19 protein-coding genes are annotated in these 22904 nt (G+C 28.3%); 13 read left to right on the forward strand and 6 right to left on the reverse strand.

Going from position 1 to position 22904, the window contains the following annotated elements; genetic code table 11:
- The first annotated feature begins 23 nt into the window (after positions 1-23).
- On the forward strand, positions 24-1643 hold the full coding sequence (locus tag B8063_RS05635) for an electron transfer flavoprotein-ubiquinone oxidoreductase (protein ID WP_085070302.1): 1620 nt from the start codon (positions 24-26) through the stop codon (positions 1641-1643).
- On the opposite strand, the gene B8063_RS05640 is transcribed toward B8063_RS05635, so the two are convergent.
- Genes B8063_RS05640 through hisI form a run of 4 tightly spaced genes read right to left on the reverse strand, consistent with a single transcriptional unit; the run spans position 1644 to position 3744 of the window.
- Entirely contained in the window at positions 1644-2018 is a 375-nt protein-coding gene (locus B8063_RS05640; RefSeq protein ID WP_085070305.1) for a DUF2237 family protein, read from the reverse strand.
- Positions 2011-2619 (reverse strand): putative 2OG-Fe(II) oxygenase, encoded by a 609-nt coding sequence (locus tag B8063_RS05645; protein ID WP_085070307.1) that lies wholly within the window; start codon positions 2617-2619, stop codon positions 2011-2013. The genes B8063_RS05640 and B8063_RS05645 overlap by 8 nt, the downstream gene beginning before the upstream one ends.
- Positions 2620-2639: 20 nt before the next feature.
- Positions 2640-3272 (reverse strand): putative 2OG-Fe(II) oxygenase, encoded by a 633-nt coding sequence (locus B8063_RS05650; RefSeq protein WP_085070309.1) that lies wholly within the window; start codon positions 3270-3272, stop codon positions 2640-2642.
- Positions 3273-3276: 4 nt separating this feature from the next.
- Positions 3277-3744: a phosphoribosyl-AMP cyclohydrolase gene (gene hisI, locus B8063_RS05655; RefSeq protein ID WP_085070311.1), complete on the reverse strand. Its 468-nt coding sequence runs from the start codon at positions 3742-3744 to the stop codon at positions 3277-3279.
- A 78-nt stretch (positions 3745-3822) separates the two neighbouring features.
- Between hisI and folE the strand changes: the two genes are divergently transcribed.
- The 8 genes from folE to B8063_RS05690 all read left to right on the forward strand — a co-directional run bounded on the left by folE (position 3823) and on the right by B8063_RS05690 (position 12651).
- Positions 3823-4425, forward strand: a complete 603-nt coding sequence (gene folE, locus B8063_RS05660) for a GTP cyclohydrolase I FolE (RefSeq protein ID WP_085070313.1) — start codon at positions 3823-3825, stop codon at positions 4423-4425.
- A 14-nt stretch (positions 4426-4439) separates the two neighbouring features.
- On the forward strand, positions 4440-5444 hold the full coding sequence (locus B8063_RS05665; protein WP_085070315.1) for an oxidoreductase: 1005 nt from the start codon (positions 4440-4442) through the stop codon (positions 5442-5444).
- Positions 5445-5446: 2 nt separating this feature from the next.
- Positions 5447-6337: a LysR family transcriptional regulator gene (locus B8063_RS05670; RefSeq protein WP_075521098.1), complete on the forward strand. Its 891-nt coding sequence runs from the start codon at positions 5447-5449 to the stop codon at positions 6335-6337.
- A gap of 90 nt (positions 6338-6427) precedes the next feature.
- Complete coding sequence (locus B8063_RS05675) at positions 6428-7450, forward strand: extracellular solute-binding protein (RefSeq protein WP_085070318.1); 1023 nt, start codon at positions 6428-6430, stop codon at positions 7448-7450.
- A 7-nt stretch (positions 7451-7457) separates the two neighbouring features.
- Positions 7458-7622, forward strand: coding sequence for a hypothetical protein (locus B8063_RS07180; protein WP_157101720.1), 165 nt, complete (start codon positions 7458-7460; stop codon positions 7620-7622).
- An 82-nt stretch (positions 7623-7704) separates the two neighbouring features.
- Positions 7705-9315: an ABC transporter permease gene (locus tag B8063_RS05680; protein ID WP_085070320.1), complete on the forward strand. Its 1611-nt coding sequence runs from the start codon at positions 7705-7707 to the stop codon at positions 9313-9315.
- Positions 9315-10373, forward strand: a complete 1059-nt coding sequence (locus B8063_RS05685; protein ID WP_085070322.1) for an ABC transporter ATP-binding protein — start codon at positions 9315-9317, stop codon at positions 10371-10373. The genes B8063_RS05680 and B8063_RS05685 overlap by 1 nt, the downstream gene beginning before the upstream one ends.
- 82 nt (positions 10374-10455) lie before the next feature.
- Positions 10456-12651: a CHASE2 domain-containing protein gene (locus B8063_RS05690; RefSeq protein ID WP_085070324.1), complete on the forward strand. Its 2196-nt coding sequence runs from the start codon at positions 10456-10458 to the stop codon at positions 12649-12651.
- A 1-nt stretch (position 12652) separates the two neighbouring features.
- Here the strand turns inward: B8063_RS05690 and B8063_RS05695 are convergent, their stop codons facing one another.
- Positions 12653-13003, reverse strand: coding sequence for a hypothetical protein (locus tag B8063_RS05695; RefSeq protein WP_157101721.1), 351 nt, complete (start codon positions 13001-13003; stop codon positions 12653-12655).
- An 87-nt stretch (positions 13004-13090) separates the two neighbouring features.
- On the opposite strand from B8063_RS05695, the gene B8063_RS05700 reads away from it, so the two are divergent.
- Both B8063_RS05700 and B8063_RS05705 read left to right on the forward strand, forming a co-directional pair.
- Positions 13091-16630, forward strand: coding sequence for a FecR domain-containing protein (locus B8063_RS05700; protein ID WP_085070328.1), 3540 nt, complete (start codon positions 13091-13093; stop codon positions 16628-16630).
- Between the two features lie 410 nt (positions 16631-17040).
- Complete coding sequence (locus B8063_RS05705) at positions 17041-17976, forward strand: O-antigen ligase family protein (protein WP_198150954.1); 936 nt, start codon at positions 17041-17043, stop codon at positions 17974-17976.
- Here the strand turns inward: B8063_RS05705 and B8063_RS05710 are convergent.
- Positions 17951-19099, reverse strand: coding sequence for a polysaccharide biosynthesis/export family protein (locus B8063_RS05710; RefSeq protein ID WP_085070332.1), 1149 nt, complete (start codon positions 19097-19099; stop codon positions 17951-17953). The two genes, B8063_RS05705 and B8063_RS05710, sit on opposite strands and share 26 nt — an antisense overlap.
- A 169-nt stretch (positions 19100-19268) precedes the next feature.
- Here B8063_RS05710 and B8063_RS05715 point away from each other — a divergent pair, with 169 nt between their 5' ends.
- Both B8063_RS05715 and B8063_RS05720 read left to right on the forward strand, forming a co-directional pair.
- Complete coding sequence (locus tag B8063_RS05715) at positions 19269-21416, forward strand: GumC family protein (RefSeq protein ID WP_085070334.1); 2148 nt, start codon at positions 19269-19271, stop codon at positions 21414-21416.
- Positions 21417-21420: 4 nt separating this feature from the next.
- On the forward strand, positions 21421-22836 hold the full coding sequence (locus B8063_RS05720) for an exopolysaccharide biosynthesis polyprenyl glycosylphosphotransferase (RefSeq protein WP_085070336.1): 1416 nt from the start codon (positions 21421-21423) through the stop codon (positions 22834-22836).
- Positions 22837-22904: the final 68 nt, after the last annotated feature.

A 22904-nucleotide genomic window follows, 5' to 3' on the forward strand; every position in this document is an offset into this window, starting at 1 on the left:
AAATACTGTAATAAAATATTATTATGTCCAGAGAAGTGATGGAATACGATGTGGTAATCGTAGGGGGCGGACCATCAGGACTTTCAACTGCAATAAAGTTAAAGCAGTTAAATCCAGATATAAATGTCTGCTTACTCGAGAAAGCATCTGAAATTGGTGCCCATATTTTATCAGGCAATGTGTTTGAAACACGTGCCTTAGATGAGCTGTTGCCAAATTGGAAAGAATTAAACTCACCAATTAAAACAAAAGTTACTAAAGAAAAATTTTTATTTTTAGGAAAAAAAAAATCTTTAAGTTGGCCAACCTGGTTACTTCCTAAAGTTCAACAAAATCATAAAAATTATATCATAAGTCTTGCAAATCTGTGCAGATGGTTGGGAGAACAAGCAGAAGCACTAGGTGTTGAAATTTTTCCTGGTTTTCCCGCGAGTGAAGTTTTGTACAATGAAGATGGATCAGTTAAAGGTATTGCAACCCAAGATATGGGTTTAGATAAAGAGGGCAATAAGAAAGACAGTTACGAACCTGGTATGGAATTACATGCAAAAGTAACTGTTTTTGCAGAAGGTTGTAGAGGACATTTAGGTAAAGAATTAATAAAAAAATTTAATCTTAATGAGGGAAAAGACCCACAACAATATGGTATTGGATTTAAAGAGATTTGGGAGATAGATGAAAAAAATCATACAGAAGGCATGGTTATGCATACAGCAGGATGGCCTTTAGACAACAATACGTATGGTGGAAGCTTTATGTATCATGCTGAAAATAAACAAATATTTTTAGGTTATGTGATTGGTCTAGATTATAAAAATCCACACCTTTCACCTTTTGATGAATTTCAAAGGTTTAAAACTCATCCAGCAATTAAAAAAATAATAGAAGGTGGAAAAAGAATTTCATATGGCGCAAGAGCTTTGATTGAAGGTGGAATTCAAAGTTTGCCAAAGATGTATATGCCTGGTGCTCTTCTGGTTGGCTGTGATGCAGGTACATTAAATATGCCAAAAATCAAAGGTTCACACACTGCAATGAAAAGTGGAATGATTGCGGCTGAAACTATTGTTGATCATTTTAATTTAAAGAAAACTTTATCTTTATACGAAGAAAAATTTAAAAATAGTTGGGTCTACAAAGAACTACATGAAGCAAGAAATGTTAAACCAAGCTTTTCTTGGGGGCTAATTCTTGGAATAATATTTACTGGTATAGATCAGATATTATTTAGAGGAAAATTACCTTTTACTTTAAAACACAAGCATGCCGATCACGAAACTCTAAAACCAGCAAATTCTATGCCAAAAATCGAGTATCCTAAACCTGATAATGTAATAACATTTGATAAAACAAGTTCAGTTTATCTAACAGGTACAAATCATGCAGATAATCAACCGGTACACTTAAAGTTAAAAGATCCAAATTTACCTATAAGTTATACGTTAGAGAAATTTGATGAGCCAGCACAAAGATACTGTCCTGCGGGTGTTTATGAAGTTCAGCAAGAAAATAATATTAATAAATTTGTTATTAACGCACAGAATTGTATTCATTGTAAAACTTGTGATATCAAAGAGCCTTCACAGAATATTACTTGGGTTACCCCTGAGGGTGGCGGTGGACCTAAGTATGGAAATATGTAATTAAGATAAGTCTATTGCAAATTTTTTTAAAACTTCAATTGGTATAAGTTTTAAAGTTTTCTCATGAGTTTTTTTTAAAAATATTGGACATCCTTTTCCGGCCTCAACAGCTTTTGCATACCAACCAGCACACACACACCAACTATCGCCATCTTTCAATCCTGGAAATCCAAATTCTGGATGCGGAGTGATTAAATCGTTTCCTGCCTCTTTACACCATTCTAAGAATTCATTATTCACTTTAGCACATACAGTATGTATGCCGTGATCATTTTCATCTGTATTACAACATCCATCTCTATACCAGCCTGTCAAAGGATTATTTGAACAGTTTTCTAAGTTTTCACCTAAAACATTTTTTTGAACTTTAGTCATTAAATATACTCGATACTTTCTTGTCTATTTCTAAATTAAAAGAAAATGACCTTCTTTCACCATCTATTTTAAATGGATATGCTGTATGCATCAAATAATTTGGAAATAATAAGAGATCTCCTTCTTTAGGAATATGATTATAAATACTATTATTTAGGAAGGATTTTGAACCATAGATAAAATCGATCGTGCCGTGAGTTTTTATTTTTTTATCTCCTTTTGTTAAATTTTTTGGGATTTTTAAATATCCAACCCCTGAAATATCACCATTATGAAAATGGATGGGGTTATAGTCATTTTTAAATTGCCTTACAATCCAAAGGTTTTTAATTTTAATTTTATTTGTTTTTTTATTTAAACTTTTTAATAAGTACTGGTTAATAGTTTTTTTTACATATTTCTTTAAATTTTTTTCTATAAACTTATTTGATAATTCTATCTCTTGACTAACTTGTCCGACAAGTTTTTCTGAATAATCTCTTTTTTTAACTAATTTTTTACTTAATAAAATCTGTTCAAATTCATCATTTATTTTTTTAATAAGATTTTTTGGTATTTTAAGAACAGCAATTTTTGGACCAAACGGATTAATTAATTTCATAATGTTATTACTTTTATCTTTTAATAAACGTTAAATGCTTCTTCATCAACTCTAGCATTAAATGAAATTGACCTTCTTTCCTCTTTAGTATTTTTAAATGGATAAACAGTGTGCATCATATAATGAGGGAATAAATAAAAATCTCCAACCTCAGGTGTAATTTTAAAAACACTTTCTGATAAAAACTGTTTTGTGCCATGAATTAATTCTAATTTGCCACCATGATACTGTTTATTTTGTTTATCTTGTGTATGTTTACCAAATGTCTGGGGTAGTTTTAAAAAGCCTGCACCAGAAATATGACCGCTGTGCCAATGAACAGGATTATACTCGTTTTGAAATTGCCTTACCACCCATGATCTAATTAAATTAAAACTTTTTATTTTTTTTCCTTCATTAAGTTCGATAAATATTTTTGTAGAATTTGCTATAAAATCTAACCATCCACATGATTTAGCAAACTCATTTTCTAAAAAAAATTCTTGTGTTACATCGCCTGCAAGAGACTCACCTAAATTTAAATTTTTGCTTTTTTCCTCATCTTTCACAACTTCATCAATATAATCATTTAATTTTTTTGTAATTTCATCTGGTATTCTAACCTTTAACACCGCAGGTCCAAAAATTTTAAGATTTTTGTATTGAATTTCCACTTAATTATATTTTAGTTGGATTAGGTTGGCCTTTGTAAATCACTTCTGGATCAAATTTTTTTTTATCTTCTTCAAACTTCATTTCTATATTTCTTGCGTTATCAATTTTTCCCATTGGAACAGACCGATAAAAACAGGATCTATAACCAACATGGCAACTTGCCCCATTACCAATATCAACTGTTATCCAAACAGCATCCTGGTCATCATCAATTCTTATTTCCTTAACTTTTTGAACAAAACCGCTAGTTTTACCTTTGTGCCAAATTTGTTTTCTGGATCTACTAAAATAGTGAGCCTCTTTTGTTTCAATTGTTAATTTAAACGCTTCAACATTCATGTAACCATGCATTAAGATTTCTTTAGTTTTTGAACATGTGGTAATTACAGGAATCAATCCATCATTGTCGAATTTTGGTGAAAGTAACTTACCTTCCTCTATTTCAGCGACATTTTCTCTTTTTTTAAACATATAAAGTGCATTATCTAGCACATTCACTAATATATTAAATATTTTAAAATTAAGTAAATATATATATAAAAACCGTTCATGAAATTAGTAAAAAACGAAAACGATAAAAACAAAGAAGAAATTTCTGATAAAGAGGCTCAGGAAGCTTTTATTAAAATTTTGAAATGGATTGGTGAAGATCCATCTAGGGAAGGTTTATTAGAAACTCCAAAAAGAGTTATGAAGGCTTTTAAAGAATATTTTAAAGGTTACCACGAAGATCCAAAAGCTGTTCTTGATAAAACGTTTGGAGATGTAGAAGGTTACAGTGATATGGTTGTTCAAAAAAACATTTCAGTTCAAAGCCACTGTGAACATCATATGGCACCAATTATCGGAATTGCTCATGTTGCATATATTCCAAATCAAAGAGTTGTAGGATTGAGTAAAATTGCAAGAGTAGTTGAGGTATTTTCTAAAAGATTACAAACACAAGAAAGACTTACAGTCCAAATTGCAAATACTTTAATGGAGTCTTTAGATGCAAAAGGTGTTGCAGTTACTATTGATTCAACTCACCAGTGTATGACTATGAGAGGAATTAAAAAAGAGCAGGCAACAACAGTTACAAATTTTTATTTAGGTCAATTCAAGGACGATTTAAGTTATCAGAATAGATATTTGCGGTTTATCGCAAAATAATATTTATTAATTACATGTCAGAAAATTTCAAAGCTTTGGTGCTTAACCAAGACGGAGAAAATTTTACAAGAGAAATTAAATCAGTCGATAAAAGCTTTCTCAAACATGGCGATGTTACTGTTAAAGTTCATTATTCAGGTTTGAATTATAAAGATGCTCTAATTCTAAAAAATGGAGCAAGATTAGTTAAAGAGTTTCCACATATTCCAGGTATTGATTTTTCAGGTGTTGTTGAAGAAAGCAAACATGAGAAATTTAAACAAGGTGATGAAATAATCTTAACTGGTTGGAGAGTAGGAGAAATTTATTTTGGCGGCTATTCTCAATACGCAAAAGTAAATGGTGACTTTTTAGTTAAGAAACCAAAGGACTTAAGTTTAAAACAATCAATGACTATGGGAACAGCAGGTTTTACAGCACTTCAATGTTCATTTACAGCTAAGACAACAAGAGAGGAACTTCTACTTGGAAAAAAAGTAGAAGAGGTAATTGTAAGTGGTGCTTCAGGGGGAGTAGGAAGTATGGCTGTAATGATTTTAAATAAACTTGGTTGCAATGTGACAGCTGTTACTGGAAAAGAAAGTAATAAAGATTATCTTAAATCTATAGGAGCAAAAAACATTATAAATACTAGCGAATTAACAAAAGATGCAAGACCTTTAGATAAAGGATTGTGGGATGGAGCCGTCGATACAGTAGGTGGTAAAGTTTTAGAAAATATTTTAGCAACAACAAAAGACAGTGGAATTGTTGCAGCTTGTGGAAACGCTGCTGATATAAAATTAAATACTACTGTTATGCCTTTTATAATTCGTGGTGTAAAATTATGGGGTATTAATTCTGTAAATGCTTCAATTCAAAGAAGACAATTCCTGTGGAATGAAGCATCAAAATTGATTGATTTTGAATTGTTGGGTAAATCTATTAAGGAAATTAGTTTAGAAGAACTAATTGATGTTTATCCAAAAATGTTAAAAGGCGAAACATCAGGAAGATATATAATTAATTTAGAAAAATAGTTATGGATTGGGATAAATTAAAAATTTTTCATGCAGTTGCAGAAGCTGGAAGTTTTACTAGTGCAACAGTGATATTAAATTTAAGCCAATCTGCAATAAGTAGACAAATTCAATCTTTAGAGGAGGATTTGAAGGTAAAATTGTTCGAAAGACACGCAAGAGGCTTAACTTTAACTGAAAACGGTGAATATGTTTATAAAACCGCCCATGAGGTTATTAGCAAATTAAAAGAAGTTGAAACTTCATTAGGGGACCAAAAACACAAAACATCAGGAAAATTAACAATCACAACAGTTAGAAGCTTTGGTACACACTGGCTTACTCCAAGAATTCAAGAGTTTATGCAACTAAATCCTGAAATAGAAATTGAGCTCATATTTGATGATAAAGAGTTAGATCTAAGTACTAGACAAGCAGATATTGGAATTTTTATGAGAAGGCCCAAGCAATTGAATTATATTCAGAAGAAATTGATAGATATTAACTATCATATATATGGATCAAATAGATATTTGGAGAAGTATGGAATTCCAAAAACTATTAATGATTTAAATAAACATAAATTTATTTCATTTGGAAAAGGAGCTCCCTCACCAGTTTATAACCCCGATTGGGCATTAAAAATTGGCATGAAAGATAATAAAAAAAGAAAATCAGTAATGAAGGTAAATAGCGTTATGGGCTTACTGTTGGCAGTTGAGAGCGGAGTAGGTTTAGCAGCTTTACCAGATTACTTAGTGTTTCAGTCCTCAAACCTAATTAAAGTATTACCAAAAGTAGAGGGACCAATAACCGAAGCACATTTTGTATATCCTCAATCTCTTAAAAATGTAGCAAGGGTGTCCACATTTAGGAACTTTCTGTACAGCAAGATCTCAGAGTGGAAATTTTAAGTTAAAATGCGTCAATATTGCAATTGATAATCATTATCATTGCGAATAGTTACTAATTTCATTATAAACAGTGCGGGAAAAGGGAGAAAAATGAGAAAAATAACAATAATCGGAATACTTTTTGCATTCATTTCATCTTTCGCATTTTCTGCGGAGGTTAACGTTTTTAGTGCAAGACATTACGACTCAGACATTCAACTTTATGAGAAGTTTACGTCTAAAACTGGAATTAAAGTTAATGTTGTATCAGGAAAAGATAAAGCTCTTCAAAAAAGAATAATGGAAGAGGGAGCTGATTGTGTAGGAGATTTATACATCACTGCTGACGCTGGAAGATTAGGTGCATTTCAAGCTAAGGGAATGCTTCAAAAGGCTGGGTGGTCAAAGGCAATAAAAAATGTCGTACCAAGTCAGTTTAGAAGTGCTCAGTGGACTGGCATAGCTAAAAGAGCAAGGATAATTTATTATTCACCAGAAAGAGTAAGTGCAAATGAGTTAAATGGTATGACGTATGAAGGTCTAGCTGATCCAAAATGGAAAGGTAGACTAGTTATAAGAAAATCAAATAATATTTATAACCAATCTTTAGTTGCATCTTTAGTAAAAAATAATGGAAAAAATAGTACAGCTAATTGGGCTAAACTAGTTGTTGCTAACATGGCAAGAACACCTAAAGGAAATGATAGAGCTCAAATTATGGCAGTAGCAGCAGGAGAAGCAGATATTGCTGTAGCTAACACTTATTATCATGCATTAATGCTATCTGGTAAAAAGGGTGCTGAGCAACAAGAAGCAGCAAAAAAAGTAATGCCTTTTTTTCCTAATCAACAAGATAGAGGAACACATATGAATATTAGTGGAGCTGGAATGTTGAAGCATGCTCCAAATAAATCTAATGCTGTAAAACTTGTTGAGTTTTTATTAACTGCTGAAGCACAAAACCATATTGTTAATAATACTTTTGAGTATCCAATGATTTCAGGGGTTTCAGCAAATGAATTAGTTCCAGGAAAAGATATGAGTTTTAAACAAGATAATAAAACTTCAGTCAAAACTTATGGAGCTAAACAAGCCGACGCTTTAGAGGTTATGCTTGCAGCTGGATGGAAATAAGAAAAACATGAACAAAAAATTTATGTCTAATATTGATTATAATAAATCTTCTACAGGATGTCCTGCATGTTCTATGGAGTGTAAAAAAATCAGTAAAAGAATAAATAATAGAAAACTAACAGAAATTAAAAACAAGGAGGTTCCGCACATCCTAAAAGTATTTAATTTTTGATTTTCTAGATATGTGTCCATGCTAAGGTTTCTCCTTTCGCATGGACACATTTAGTTTTCATGATTATAAGGCGGATTATAATATGAGAATAAACACTTGGTACATTTCATCTCTATTAGTTTCAATAGTTGTATCTATTCCAATATTAACTGTTTTCTCAAGTTTTTTTGAAGATACTTCAAATTACTTTGAAATACTTAAAAGTACTTTTTTATACGAATATATAATCAATTCATTTATACTTTTATTTGGTGTTTTAATATTTACACTAATAATAGGAGTTGGGTGTGCATATATAGTCTCCTTTTATAATTTTCCTGGTGTTAAATTTTTTAAATGGGCTCTAATATTATCTTTTGCAGTTCCAGCTTATATATATGCTTACTCATTAACAGCTTTTTTTGAAAACTTTGGAACTTTATATTCGATAATAAAATCTATTCTAGGACCAGGAGAATATAATAAATTAATTCCAAAATTTGATGGTATGCTTGGTGCTATTTTATCAATATCCTTCTCTTTATTTGGTTATGTCTATGTTTTAACAAGAGCATCCTTTCACTATCAATCTCAAAACCTTTTAGAATTGGGACAAAATCTTGGTTTTTCGAGATCAAAAGTTTTTTTCTCAATAATACTACCTTCAGCAAGACCAGCAATAGTTGCTGGACTAGCTTTGGTTGCTATGGAAACTCTATCTGAATTTGGAGCGGTATCCTTCTTTGGAATTTCTACCCTAACAACTGGAATTTATGATTCATGGATATCATTTGATGATTTAGCTTTTGCAAATCAATTGTCATTTTTTCTATTACTATTTATTTTAGGATTATTTTTCATTGAACATATATCAAGAAGGAAGGCACAGTACCACTCTCCATCAAGAGGTGGAGTAAAACAAAAGAAAAAACTTAATCTCAAAGGTTCAAAATTTATTTTTGCTTTCTCGGTTTGTTTTATAGTTTTTTTTATAAGTTTTTTATTTCCAGTTTTGCAAATGCTTTACTGGACAATTATTTTTCCTAAAAATTTGTTAGATTTAAACATTTTACAACTTTCATTAAATACAATTTATCTCGTATTTTTATCCAGTTTAGTGCTTATCATATTTTCATTTATTGCAAATTATGGAAATAGAGTAACCAGAAGTAAATTTCTAAATTTTCTCACAATGTTTTCAATTACTGGTTATGCAATTCCAGGTGTAATTTTAGCTGTAGCCTTCATAACTTTTGTTGCTTGGTTTGATAACAACATAATTAAATATTATGAATTAAGCTCAATAAAAAAAATATTCATTGGGTCTATAATAGGTTTGGTAATTGTATACTTTATTAGATTTTATTCTTTAGCATATAATGGTTTAAAATCTGGGTATGAGAGAATTAATAGATCTATTGATGAAAGTTCTTATTTACTAGGTTATTCAAAAATAAAAACATTTTTAGGTATTCATGTGCCATATTTAAGAAACTCCATATTTTTAATTGGTATACTTATATCTATCGAGATAATTAAAGAATTACCTATTACCTTAATATTAAGACCTTTTAATTTTGAAACTTTTGCTACCACCGCTTATATATATGCTTCTCAAGACTTATTAGAAGCAGCAGCTGTGCCATCTTTATTTCTAATTTTAATTGCAAGTACTTTTATTTTGATTACATCTAGATATATACTGAAAGACTGATGCCTGAAAATTTTTTTGAAATTGAAAATGTATCTTTTACAGCCGGAGGAAAAAATAAAGTTAATAATGTAAATCTATCAATAGAAAACGAAGGTGATATTATTTGTCTTCTTGGTCCTTCAGGAATAGGTAAAACTACAATATTGCGAACAATAGCTGGCCTTGAAAAAATTAAATCAGGACAGATCAAATTAAAAAATAAAATTCTATCATCAAAAGACAAACATATAGAACCTGAGTACCGTAACATAGCTTTATCATTCCAAGAAAATTCTTTATTTCCACATTTTAATGTTGAGAAAAATATTGAGCTAGGATCAAATCGAAAAATAGGAAAAAAGAAAAAAATAAACCAAAAGGATGTAATCAAATTTTTAAATCTTAAAAATATATTAAATAAATACCCTCATGAAATAAGCGCTGGTGAAGCTCAAAGAGCATCTCTAGCTAGATCTTTAATTTCACAACCAGATTTATTGTTGTTAGATGAACCTTTATCTAACGTTGATCAAAGTTTTAAAGAGGAAATACAAGTGGAATTAAAGCAAATATTAAATAATTCAAAAATAACAACTATTATTGTTACACATGACTCTTATGAGGCTTTTTATTTAGGAAATAAATGTGGGATTATTTTAAATGGTCAGCTAAAGCAGTATGATGATCCTTACAATGTATACCACTTTCCAAATTCAATTGAGGTAGTAAACTTTTTAAATAGAGGAATATTAATTCCAGCTAAAGTTACAGGTGAAAATAGTTTAGAAAATAAAGATCTTGGAACAATAAAGGGTAATTTTATAAAACATTATCCCAATGGATCTGATGTTCAATTGTTATTACAACCAGAAGATTTAGAACATGATGATCAAAGCAACTTAAAATTAGAGGTTGTCGATAGAAAATTTAGAGGAACAAACTTTATTTATACTTTGAAAACCAATTCCAATTTACTGATTCCTGTTTTCGTTCATTCACATCATATCCACCAGCATGAAGTAGATGAAAAATTTGGTATCAAAAGACCAATAAACATTGATCACATAGTTTGCTTTTAACTCATAGTTCATACTGGGTTATTTTTATAATTATCGAATATTAATAATTTTTTAATCTCTCATCAGATGCTATTGTTTATAAGTGAGTGAAGAAAAAAATATAGAAGAAAAAGAGAAAAAAAAAGCAAATAAATTTCAATTAGCTTTTGAGAAATTTAAAGAAGCTTTAAATAAACTAATTCATCATCCATTTGTTGAGAAATATAAAAATTATATTTCATTTTCAGTTATTTTATTAATCTTAATTTTTGTAAGATTACAAAATCCTGAATTTGTAAAATCAATTTCAAATATAAGCTTCGATTCTTATCAAAAAATTTTTAAATTTGATGAGAGAAGAGATAATATAGTTATTGTAGATATAGATGAACCAAGTCTTGCAAAATTTGGTCAATTTCCTTGGGGCAGAAATATATTTTCAGAAATACTAGAAAATATAAACCGAGATAATCCAAAATCAGTTGGTTTCGATATATTTTTTTCTGAAAAGGATAAACAGTCTCCAGAAGAAATTATTAAAACTTACTCAATTGAGGATAAGTATGCCAAAAATATTTTAAATTCTATTGAAGGCCACGATAAAAAATTTCAAAAAACTTTGAAAGAAACAAAATCAGTATTAGCAGTGTTTGGAAGCTTAGTTCCCACAAAAGGTACTTATGATCGTAAAGGAAAAGCAAGAATTTTTGCAAAAGGAGGAAATGTAAAAAATTTTGTCTACAACTACAAATATTCCCTAGGTTCAATTCAAATATTAGAAAAAAATTCTAAAGGATTAGGTTCTATTAATTACATAACCCAAAGTGATGCAGTTGTAAGATCGCTTCCTTTAATTATGGTTTTCAATAATAAATTATTCCCTACTTTTGGATTAGAAATGATAAGAGTAGGTGAGAAAAAAAAGACTATCATCACAAATCTTAATGAGAACGGAATTAAGAATATAACAATTAGACCATATGATTTTAAAACAGATAAAAATTCACTAATTTGGGTTAAATATAATAGATCAATTAACAATAACTACATTTCTGCAGAAAAAGTGTTTGATAAAAATTTTGATGAGAATTTTTTTAAAGATAAATATGTATTAATTGGTGCTTCAGCAAAAGGTCTTTTCGATACAGTAAAAATTCCAACAGGTGAAACTGTTCCAGGAGTGCAGGTACATGCAAATGTAATTGATAATTTATTGAATAACAGTTTTTTAAAAAGAAATGATGGAATATTTGTTTTTGAATTATTACTTTCAATAATAATTTCTATTGCTGCATTTATAATTTCACAAAGAATTAAGCCAAAATACAGCTTAAGTATAATTTTTGTAGGATTAATAATTATTTTTGTTATTGGATTATCTATTTATAGATTTAGATCAGAGCTAATTGATGTCAGCTATCCAATGATAATGATCTCAATAACATTTTTAACTGGTCTTTATTTTAGGTTTTTAGAGGAAAATAAAATTGCTCTTCAAAATCTTCAAAAAGAGGCAAAACTTTTAAAAGAAAGAGAACTTGCTGGAGGTGTCCAAAAAAGTTTATTCCCAGATATCTCAGCTTTTGAAAACTTTGTTTATGCAAAAAATATTCCAGCGCGAGATGTATCTGGCGATTATTTTGATGTAATGAAAGTTGGACCGGAAGAATATTATTTTACATTAGCAGATGTTTCAGGAAAAGGAGTTAAGGCTGGTATGTACATGGCAAAAGCTTCCTCTATTTTTAGAACACTCTCAAATTTAAAATTTCCGCTTGAAAGAGTTGTATTTGGTGTAAATAACGAAATTATTGAGGCAAAATTTAAAGGAATGTTTGTAACAGCAGTGTTTGGAAAATTTAACCCAAAAACAGGAGATTTGACATTTATCAATGCAGGTCATGAAAGCATAATGTTATTTGATAAATCAAAAAAATTTGAATTTATCCAATCTGATCTACCTCCAATAGGAATAATGAAATATTTTGCAGAGTCTATGGTTAAATCTAATACAATAAATATTAAAGATAAAACTTTTGTTGTTTATACAGATGGAGTAACCGAGGGATATCTTCCAAATGGTGAAGAATTTGGAGCTGAAGGAGTTGAAAATGTTGTAAAAGGAATGGAAACTATAACCCCCAAAGATCTAGTTGAAAAAGTAACATCAACTTTAAATTGGGGTATACCAAAATTAAGAGATGATATTACTTGCATGGCAATTAATTTTGATAATCCAAATGAAATTGAGAAGAAAAAGAAAAGACCTCCTCCACCAAAAGAGGAAAAAAAAGAATAATTTAATAATTATCTAAAATAATTTTTTTACTTTTTTCACTAAATAGATTGTAATTTGATATGAAATATTTTTTTAAATCCAGATTTTTTGATTGATTATTTTTTGTTAAAAAAAATAAATTAATAAAAGATTTTTCAAAATCTTTATTTTTTTCTTTAGAATAGCTGTCAATTATTAAGTTATAATTCCAATAGTTTATATTTAATGCATTCCTAGACGAGTTTTTATTTAAACCTTCTTTTATAAAATCTCTATTTGTTGAATTTAAAAGAGATAAGTTTTTTAGATCATTTGGATAATTTACTAAGTATTTATAATCATAAGGCATCATATTCCAAAGGCTGTATTTCAAGCTTTTAAAGGGCAAAAAAAGGACTAATAATGAAATAATATTATATAAAATTAATATAATTAGTGAGTATTTTAAATACTTAAAACTATGAATATTAGCCATAAAAAGATTACTTTAAATTATACAAATTTTTTTTTCAAAATATTTTTTCTTTATATTTTTTTTACCAATATAGCTTTTTCAGAAGGTACTAAAATTGGCTCAATCACTGAAATTAATGGTGAAGTTATTGCAATCACAGAAGAGGGAGATGAAAGAATTTTGGATGTATATGATGAAATATATCTTAAAGATGAAATTTTAATTGGAGAAAGTTCATCCGCAACAATTCAGTTTGATGATAATACAACAATAGTTATGAAAGAATTAACATCACTTAATGTAAGAGAGTTTGAGAAATCGGGAGCAAAACAAAAATTCCAAGCGAAAGTTGGAAAAGGTAAAATAATTATCGAAACAGGTGCTATTGCTAAAAATGCCAATGGTGAAATGTTGATAGATTTATCAAATATGTCACTAGGTATCAGAGGTACAAGATTTAATGCAAGTATTAAACCAAATGGTAACTCCGAAGTTGCTCTTGCAGAAGACAGTTTTGGAAGTGTAGGACAAATTGAAATTTCATCTGAGGGTCAATCAACTAGTTTAACGTCTACAGATCAAGTTATTGAGGTAACAGAGACAAGAGAAATTTCACAACGTGAGCAATCTGACGAAGAGAAACAAGAATTCAAATCGGTAAATGAGACATTAGTTAAAGTTTCAAAAATAGATGAAAATGAGTTAACCCAACAACTGGAGGAAAAACTTGCTAAAGGAAATCTTCAAGATGCAAATAATGATGGGGTAGTAGATGCAAGCGACGTTGAAGCTGCGAAAGAAATCATAAAAGAGGAAAAAAAACAAAAAATAGATTTTATTGTTGAAAATAGTAATGATGAAAATACTACTTTTTTATCTGATGTAATTGATCAATCTGATGATCAAAATATTGGTGAGACAATTGAAAAAATAATTGAGACAAAAGATACTTTAGTTGAGGGTGTGGTTGGAAATTTATCAGATAAAGACAATGAATTTTTAACGACGTCTACTTCGGAAGGCGCTGGTTTAATTAAAGAAAAAATATTTGAGACAATTGTAGCAAAAGAAACAGATAAGTCTGCAGAGGTATTAAGTAAAGTGATGGCAAAGTCAGATGAAGCAACAATTAATTCAGTTATAAATAATATTACAGAAAAAAATACAAACGAAGAATCTAAATTATCATTGAAAGTAATGGCAGATTTCTCAGAAAAAGCTCCAGAGAAACTTCAGACCTTATCTGAAACAAATAAAGATCAAATTGATAAATTGGCTGTTTCAGCAGTTGAAAAAGCATCCACTTCAAACGAGGATGCGAATTTAATTGCAAAAGTTGTATCAGTAGCAAGTGACGAGTTAGCAAACAAAGTTGTTGAGGAAGTAAGTAAAAATAATACTACAGAAAAACAAGATTTGTCTGCGAAGGTTCTTAAGGCAATTGTAGAAACACAGCCTAATAAAATTGAAATTATAAATGACGAAATTAAAGAGGTGGTGATTAAACAAACTGTTGAAGCTGTAAAAACTCAACAAGAGACTGAAACAAATATTGCTATAGAAGATGATTTAACAGACGCGGTGGCATCAATTATTGTAAGTACTGATAATGACACAGCATCTAAATTGATTGAAGAAGTTTCAAACATTGAAACTGAAACAAACTTGTCTCTGAAGGTAATGTCTGGAATATCAGAAAAGAACTCTGATAAAATTAATAATTTAGCTGAGATTAATAAAGAAAGTATAGATAAATTAGCTGAGAAAGCAGTCCAATCTGCAAAAAGTACAAAAGAAGATAGTGAATTAATTGCAAAAGTTGTAGCTGTTGCTAGTGATGAAATTGCAAACAAAGTTGTTGAGGAAGTAAGTAAAAATAATACTACAGAAAAACAAGATTTGTCGGCAAAAGTTCTTAAAGCTATCGTTGAGTCTCAACCAAGTAAAATTGATATTATAAATGACGAAATAAAAGATATAGTTATTAAACAAACCATTGAAGCCGTAAAAACACAACAAGAAACAGAAACCAACATAGCTATTGAAGATGATTTAACAGATGCAGTGGCATCAATTATTGTAAACACTGATAATGATACAGCATCAAAATTAATTGAAGAAGTCTCAAACATTGAAACTGAGACTAATTTATCATTGAAAGTAATTGCAAGTATAACAGATAAAAATGCAGAAAAATTAACTAATTTATCTGAGACGAACAAAGGTCAAGTTGAAAAACTAACAGTTACAGCAGTTCAAAAAGCAAAAAATACAAATGAAGATAGTATACTAATTGCTAAAGTTGTTGCGGTTGCTAGTGATGAATTAGCCAATAAGGTAGTTGAAGAGGTAAGTAAAACATCGACTGAGGAAAAACAATCATTATCTGCAAAAGTATTAAAAGCGATAGTTGATACTCAACCAGCAAAGATTGAGATTATAAACGAAGAGATTAAAACAACAATTATTAAACAAACTCTAGATGCAGCCAAAAATCAAGAAGAGGGTGGGTTAAATGAAGAAGATAATCTTTCAGATGTAGTAGCAGATATTATTGTAAAAACAGATGTTGCAACTGCATCTAAAATTATTGAGGAAGTTAACAATACAGAGACAGAAACTTCACTTTCATTAAAAGTTATGTCGGGTATATCTGAAAAAGATGCTAATAAAATCAATCAGCTTGCAGAATCAAATAAGGAAAGTATAGATAAACTTACAGAAAAGGCCATTCAGTCAGCTAAAAGTACAAAAGAAGATAGTGAATTAATTGCAAAAGTAGTTTCAGTTGCTAGTGATGAAATTGCGAATAAAGTAGTTGAAGAGGTAAGTAAAACATCGACTGAGGAAAAACAATCATTATCTGCAAAAGTATTAAAAGCAATTGTTGACACGGAGCCATCTAAAATAGAAACACTAAATACTGGAATTAAAGAAAAAGTAATTGAACAAGCAATTGATGCAGCAAAAAATCAACAGGAAAATTTAAATGAGGGAGAAATACTATCTATAGAGGATGATCTGACCGATGTCGTCGCAGATATTGTTACCAAAGCAGACAATGATACAGCTGCCAAAGTTTTAGAAACTTTAAATGAGGCATCAGAAGAAACAGATTCTAAACTTTCTTTGAGTGTAGTAGAAAATTTAACAAAGAAAGATAATTATGAGGAAAAAATCGAGATATTATCTGTAACTTCTAGTGTTGTAGATGAAAGTATTAACAAAATTATGGAGAACGCAGTTGAGGAAGCAAACGACGAAAGTGATATAGAAAAAGTAAAAGAGATAGTAGAAAACAGCAAGGGCACTTTATCGAATAAACTAATTGATAGTGCAAACAAAAATGAAGAAAGTAAGAAAAAAATAACGGAGGTTATAGTCGAGATAGTTCAAGAAAACCCAGAAAAGGCAGTAGAAATTATAGAACAAAATCAAAATACAAATACTGTGACAGAAACTATTAAAACAAAAATTGAAAATAATGAAGCAGTGACATCCGAAGATTTTGAAGACGTCTTCGACAAAAATGTTTCTCCAAATTAAATATGTATTTTTCTCAAAATAAAAAATATCAATATTTATATTTTATTTTACTAACAACTATAAGTTTTTTAAATGGTGGGAATTCAAATATTTTGATACAAATTAATTTTATATTGTGGGGTGCACTATTCCTATACTGTTTAAATAATAAAAATTATTGTACGCATTTAAGATTTTTTCTTTCAGATAATAAAAAATCTATTTTTTTATTTATAATTTTTTTATTATATATAGTATTTCAAATTATACAGTTTCCCCCATCAATATTAAAATTTTTCTCGATAGAAAAATATTTATATCTTAATTTACTTGATTATAAATTAAACTCAGCAATTAGTTTCTCGCCTTCTAATACTTTTTTTCAATTTTTAAATTTTATATCAATTTTTATTTCACTGTTAATATTTAAAATGATATTTTATAAAAGAATTCATATAGTAAGATTTTATTTTTTTTTGTCTCTTTTAGGTACTTTTCACTCTATTTTTGCAGTATTAATTTACTTAAATGGCAATCCAGAATTATTCTTATTAAAAAATCCCTACAAAGATTCAGCTACTGGATTTTTCGTAAATAGAACAGTTTTTTCTGTTTTTATGATGATTTGTTTTATTAGTTCATTAGAGTATATGAAAATTATAGATAAAAAATATAAATTAGGTGAAGATCTTTTTTTTTCTAAAATTTATATAAGAATATTCACTGTTTTTATTGCAATTGCAATAATCACTTCTTTCTCAAAACTAGGTAATTTTCTCATGTTAATTACTGTTGTTTTATATTTTTTAAATAATCAATTTTACTCGGAAAATAAAAATATAGCCTTTGGATATATTTTATTATTTATTATTTTATTCGATATATTATTTATGAGCTATTTTTTTGGAAGCACTAAACTTGTTCAACGTTTCGCATTTTTAACAGAAGACTTCAGCTTAGGTGATACGAATAAATTTTCCAGATTAGAGATAATAAAATTTGGACTCTTTGAAATAAAAAATTTCTTATTTTTTGGATATGGTCTAGGTGGTTTTGAATATTTATTTAAATTAAAATTTTTGCAAATGTCCAATCTCTTTGCAAATCACGCTCACTCTAGTCTAATTGAATTTATAGGAGAGCTAGGGATAATAGGATTTTTGATATTCATTTTATCTTTTATCAAAATTTTTTTTAAAAAAATAAATTATAACTTCAATTTTTTCATGTTAATAACTTTTACAATAATTATTTTAGTATTTGATTTTTCATTACACGTTCCTATAAATCAAATATTGATTACCAGTTTTTTTTTACTTACAATAAATAAAAATCTTTTTTTTAACCCGTATCACCAGTCTGGTTAGCATTAGCACCACCCTTAACACCATCTTGAATAATAGGATTGTATGAGTTAAATAGATCTGTCTGAGGAAGCAGTAAGCTTATAACTCTATTCCATTTGACAATTTTTGTTGGAGGGATGTAAACAATATCTTTTGGCTGCAGCTTAAATTTTCTCCCAGCTATAAAATTTATGGGACTAGAAATATCTAAAATAAAAACGTCAATTTTTAGAAATTTTTCGTAATTTTCCCTAATTACATAAACCTTTTCAGCATTAGCAGTTAATTGATTTAAACCGCTAGTTGAAATAAGCTCTGTTAACGAGTAATCTAAATTTGGATAGTAAACACCAGGTTTTATAACTTCTCCAAATACGTGTATTGCATCTGAATTTGTATCAATAAAAATCACATCGTTCTTTTTTAAGTAAAAATTTTCCTTATCATCAATACTTTGATATGCATTTTCTAAATTAATTTTATAAACATTATTATCTCTCCTTAAAAATCCTTTTGTCCCTGAGACTTTGTCGAAACCAGCTTTTATCGCTGCGTCTATAAGTTTAATAGGTTCTTGATTTAAATTAATTGTTATTTGAGTTTTAACAGCTCCTACCACATAGACCTTACTACTGTTAAATTCTTCAACTGTTATTTGCAAATCTGGATTTTTATAAAATTCTCGAATTACAGACCTTAAAATATTATGAGCCTCTGTTATTTTTAAGTCACTTATTTTCACTTTTCCTGCTACAGGCAAGTCAATCATGCCATTTTCATCTATTTTGTATGAGTCATCAATATCGTCGGAATCAGTTAAATTAATATTTATAATATCTGATGGGCCTAATACGTATTCGTAATTATAGTTATAAACATCTTTGTGAGTTTTAACTGTATGATCCAATATATCTAATTTTTTATCATTATAATAATTTATTTCGTTATCTGTAAGTTTGTTTACTCTAATGAAATTGATCTCCACATCTTGAATGCTATAATTTCCATAACTTTTATTAGATGCTTGCTTGGATCTTGGGTCCTTATTTATGCCGGTAGAAATAGATGTTTCAATTATATTTTGTGCAGTACAACTTGATAATAAAACAGAAAAAAAAAATAACCTTAAAAATTTTGATAACATACAGTATTGTTTTTTATATTTTTTTTATAAAATTTCCTCAATTATATTTTATTTATATAATTTTAGATGACAAAAGTTTAAAAAATCCCATAAAATTGTGATTTTTTGTTAATTTATTTTATTTAAAAATTTAATATATACATTTTATATAAATCAATTTTTAAATTTAATGATTAATAAATTAAACTCAATTCTAAATTTCCTTGACATAGGTGACTTACGTTTTGTTATTTTAGTTATTAAAAAAAATCTTAAAAACTTATTATTTCTAACTTTATTAATTTCTATCTTAGTCTTCATTATATCATTAAATTTAGAGAAGAAATATGTGAGTGAGGCTACAATAGTTATCTCACCTGAAGAAAATAATATTGTAAATATAGAAGAGGTCTATGCACTAGATAATCAAGCCAGCCGAATAAATAATCAAATTGCAATTTTAAAAAGTGACGAGGTTCTTGAATATATAGTTGCAGATAAAAAAAATAGGTTACAATTTAAAGATTTATATGCCCAGACAGAAGAATCTTTTTTTAAAAGAATATTAAAAAAAAAAATTATAATTGATAAGGAATATTTAAAATCAACCCTCACCCAAAATTTTACTGTCACAAATGTTCCGAGAAGCGATGTTTTACAACTCTCATTTGTTTCAAGTAATCCTAAAATTTCACAGTTAGCGCTGAAAAGTATCATCGAATCTTATCAGAGATATGAAGTAGATAGCAAAATACAAATAACAAATTACGCTAATAAAAAAATTTCTGATAGACTCAGAGATTTAGTCAAAGAAATGGACAGCGCAGAAAAAAAACTTGCAGATTATAAAAAAGAAAATCAACTTATTGATACAGGTGATGTAAAAGGCTTGAAAATTAAAGAAATTGAATCAATTTCAAATAGAATATTAGAAGCAAAAAAAAATTCTCAAAAACTTCAAAATGATCTTTTATCGATAAAAGTTGCAGACGGAAATATTGATGATTTGCTAGCAATTGAAGAATTAAGAAGTGCAAAAGACATTTCTGTTATCCAAGAAAGTTTATCAGCAAATGAAAATCAAATACAATCATTATCACTTATCTATACTGATAAACATCCAAAATTAGTTAAAGCTAATGAATATCATCAAAAATTAAAAGATCAGTTAAAAGAAAAAATAAATATTAGTATTCAGCAAAAAGCTTTTGAGTTAGGTAATATGGAGAACTTTATAAAAATGTCTGAAGACGAATTAAAAGAAGCAACAAATGAACTAAGAGATATTGAAGAAAAAGAGTCAGGTATGATGAAATTTGCAAGAGAAGTTGAAAGCAGTAAAAAATTATATGAGTCATTTTTACAAAGAGTAAAAGAGACTAATGAAGCGCAAAATCTCCAAGTATCAAAATTAAAAATTATTGAGACACCTAACTTACCTTTAAGTCCATACTCTCCTAAACCTAAGCAAAATTTTTTTATTAGTTTATTATTGTCGTTTATGGCTTTTTATAGTCTCGTATTTTATAAAGAAATGAATACCTCAGTTGTTAAAAGTCCAGAGGCTATAGATTCAATAGATACACCCCAAGTAGGTATTCTTCCAAAGGTTTCGAAATTAAAAAGAGGGTTTCATATACTGCAAATGTTTCTAGAGGATAGCGAGTCAAATTTTTCAGAGTGTATTAGATCATCTAGAGCAATTATTGAGTCAAAGTTTAAAAAAAATTCAAGTTTCATGGTCACATCTAGTAATCCATCTGAGGGAAAAACAACTTATGCCTTCAACCTTGCCCTATCTCTTGAAAAAACAAACAAAGTATTATTTATTGAAGCTGATATCAGAAGACCTTCAGTTTTAAATAGCTTCTATCAATTTGATAAAGAAATATTTGGTTTAGGCGAAATAATCACCGGATCTTCTCAATTAAAAGATACAATTTTCAAAGTGCCTGGTACTGATTTAGATATTATAACATCAGGAGAAAAAAGGTTTGATATGTCTGACATTGTAAATAAAGAACAAATTAAAAAATTTTTTGATATTCTTAAAATGGATTACGACTATGTCATTATAGACTCTCCACCAGTTCAACCTGTTTCAGATACATTAATATTAGCACAAGCATCTGATTATAATCTTTTTTTAATCAGATCGGAATCAACAAGAACAGTTACATTTATGTCGTCCATCAAAAAAATACAAAACGTTGGTAGTAAAATACATGGTATAATTATAAATGATCTAGATACTTCAAAAGATAGTTATTATTCGTACTATTATAACTATTCACCTAATTATTATAATTATTCTAGCTATTATAAACCTAAAGAATAATCTTATGTTTAAACTTGAAAAAGTTTTACAGAATGATGATTCTGCTTACATTTATTTTACCTTTATATTTAAGTCGATTATTGTAATTCTTAGTTACTATATATTTTCAATTTTAGAAGAGAACACAATTTACGATATAACCAATATTGAAATTTATCTTAAATCTCGATATTTCTATTTTTCGATTATTCTCAGCATATTTTACTGTTTGTTGTCCTTATTTCTAAAAAAAAGAAAAAGTTACAAATTCAATTTTATCTCATATTTAAGACAAGATGTTGGTGGAATAATTATATGTAAGATATTTATTTTTTTCTTATATTTCGTCAAAAAACAAAATTTTGATATCAATTTGAATTATATTTATTCAATCATTTTTCTTTTGTTTAATTTATTTTTAACAAAGCAAATATTTAATTATTTATATAAATACATGGTAAATAACGATGTTATTCAAAAAAATATTATGCTTGTTGGGTCATTTAATGACATAAAAAATTTTATGAAACAAAAAAGGGATCCAATTAATATTTATAAATGCTGTATTGTTTCTGATCATGAAAAAATCAATTTAAAATTATTAAAAAATGAAATTCGTATACCAATATTTAAAAACAGTGAGGATATTAGATCTATACTCGAATATCACGAATTAGGACAAATATGGATTTTAAAATCAAAAACCCAAAATATTAATAAACTTTTAGAGGATATAATTAAATTTTCTGTAGATATTCTAATTGTCAACTTAGATGTCACATCAAATCTAGACTCGCAAGAGCTACTAAATTCTAAATTTGAGTATAAACATTATGAAATGTCCCGTTTCTATGGAGTTAACCTATTCTTAAAAATACTTTTAGATAAAATATTATCTATTGTATTTCTCATAATAGCTTCTCCAATATTAATTTTTTCAGCTCTTTTAATATTTTTAGAGGATGGGTTTCCAATTTTATTCACTCAAAATAGGACAGGTTGGGATGGTAGAAGATTTAAAATCTTTAAACTAAGATCTTTAAAAAAAGGATCATTTGATAAAACTGTTCAAGTAACAAGTGATGATAAAAGAAAATTAAAGTGTGGAACATTCATCAGACAATTTAGCATTGATGAAGTTCCACAATTACTAAATGTTTTAAAAGGTGAAATGTCAATTGTAGGTCCAAGACCTCATATGGTTGAACATGATATAAAGTATTCGAGTATATTTAAAAATTTTTTAAAAAGGCATAAATGTAATCCAGGTTTAACAGGCTGGGCACAGGTAAATGGATTAAGAGGCGCAACACCAAACCCAGATACCATGAAAAAAAGAATGGAACACGATTTATGGTATTTGAATAATTGGACTATATTTCTTGATCTTTATATAATTTTAAAGACTTTCTATGTCGTTTTTAAATATAAAGGCGATTAAATTTTTCAGTAAATCTAAAAAACTGAGTCATTTTGAAGCTTATTGAAGGTAGACAATTTAATTAAAAT

Source organism: Candidatus Pelagibacter sp. RS40 (genome assembly GCF_002101295.1).
Lineage (GTDB): Bacteria > Pseudomonadota > Alphaproteobacteria > Pelagibacterales > Pelagibacteraceae > Pelagibacter.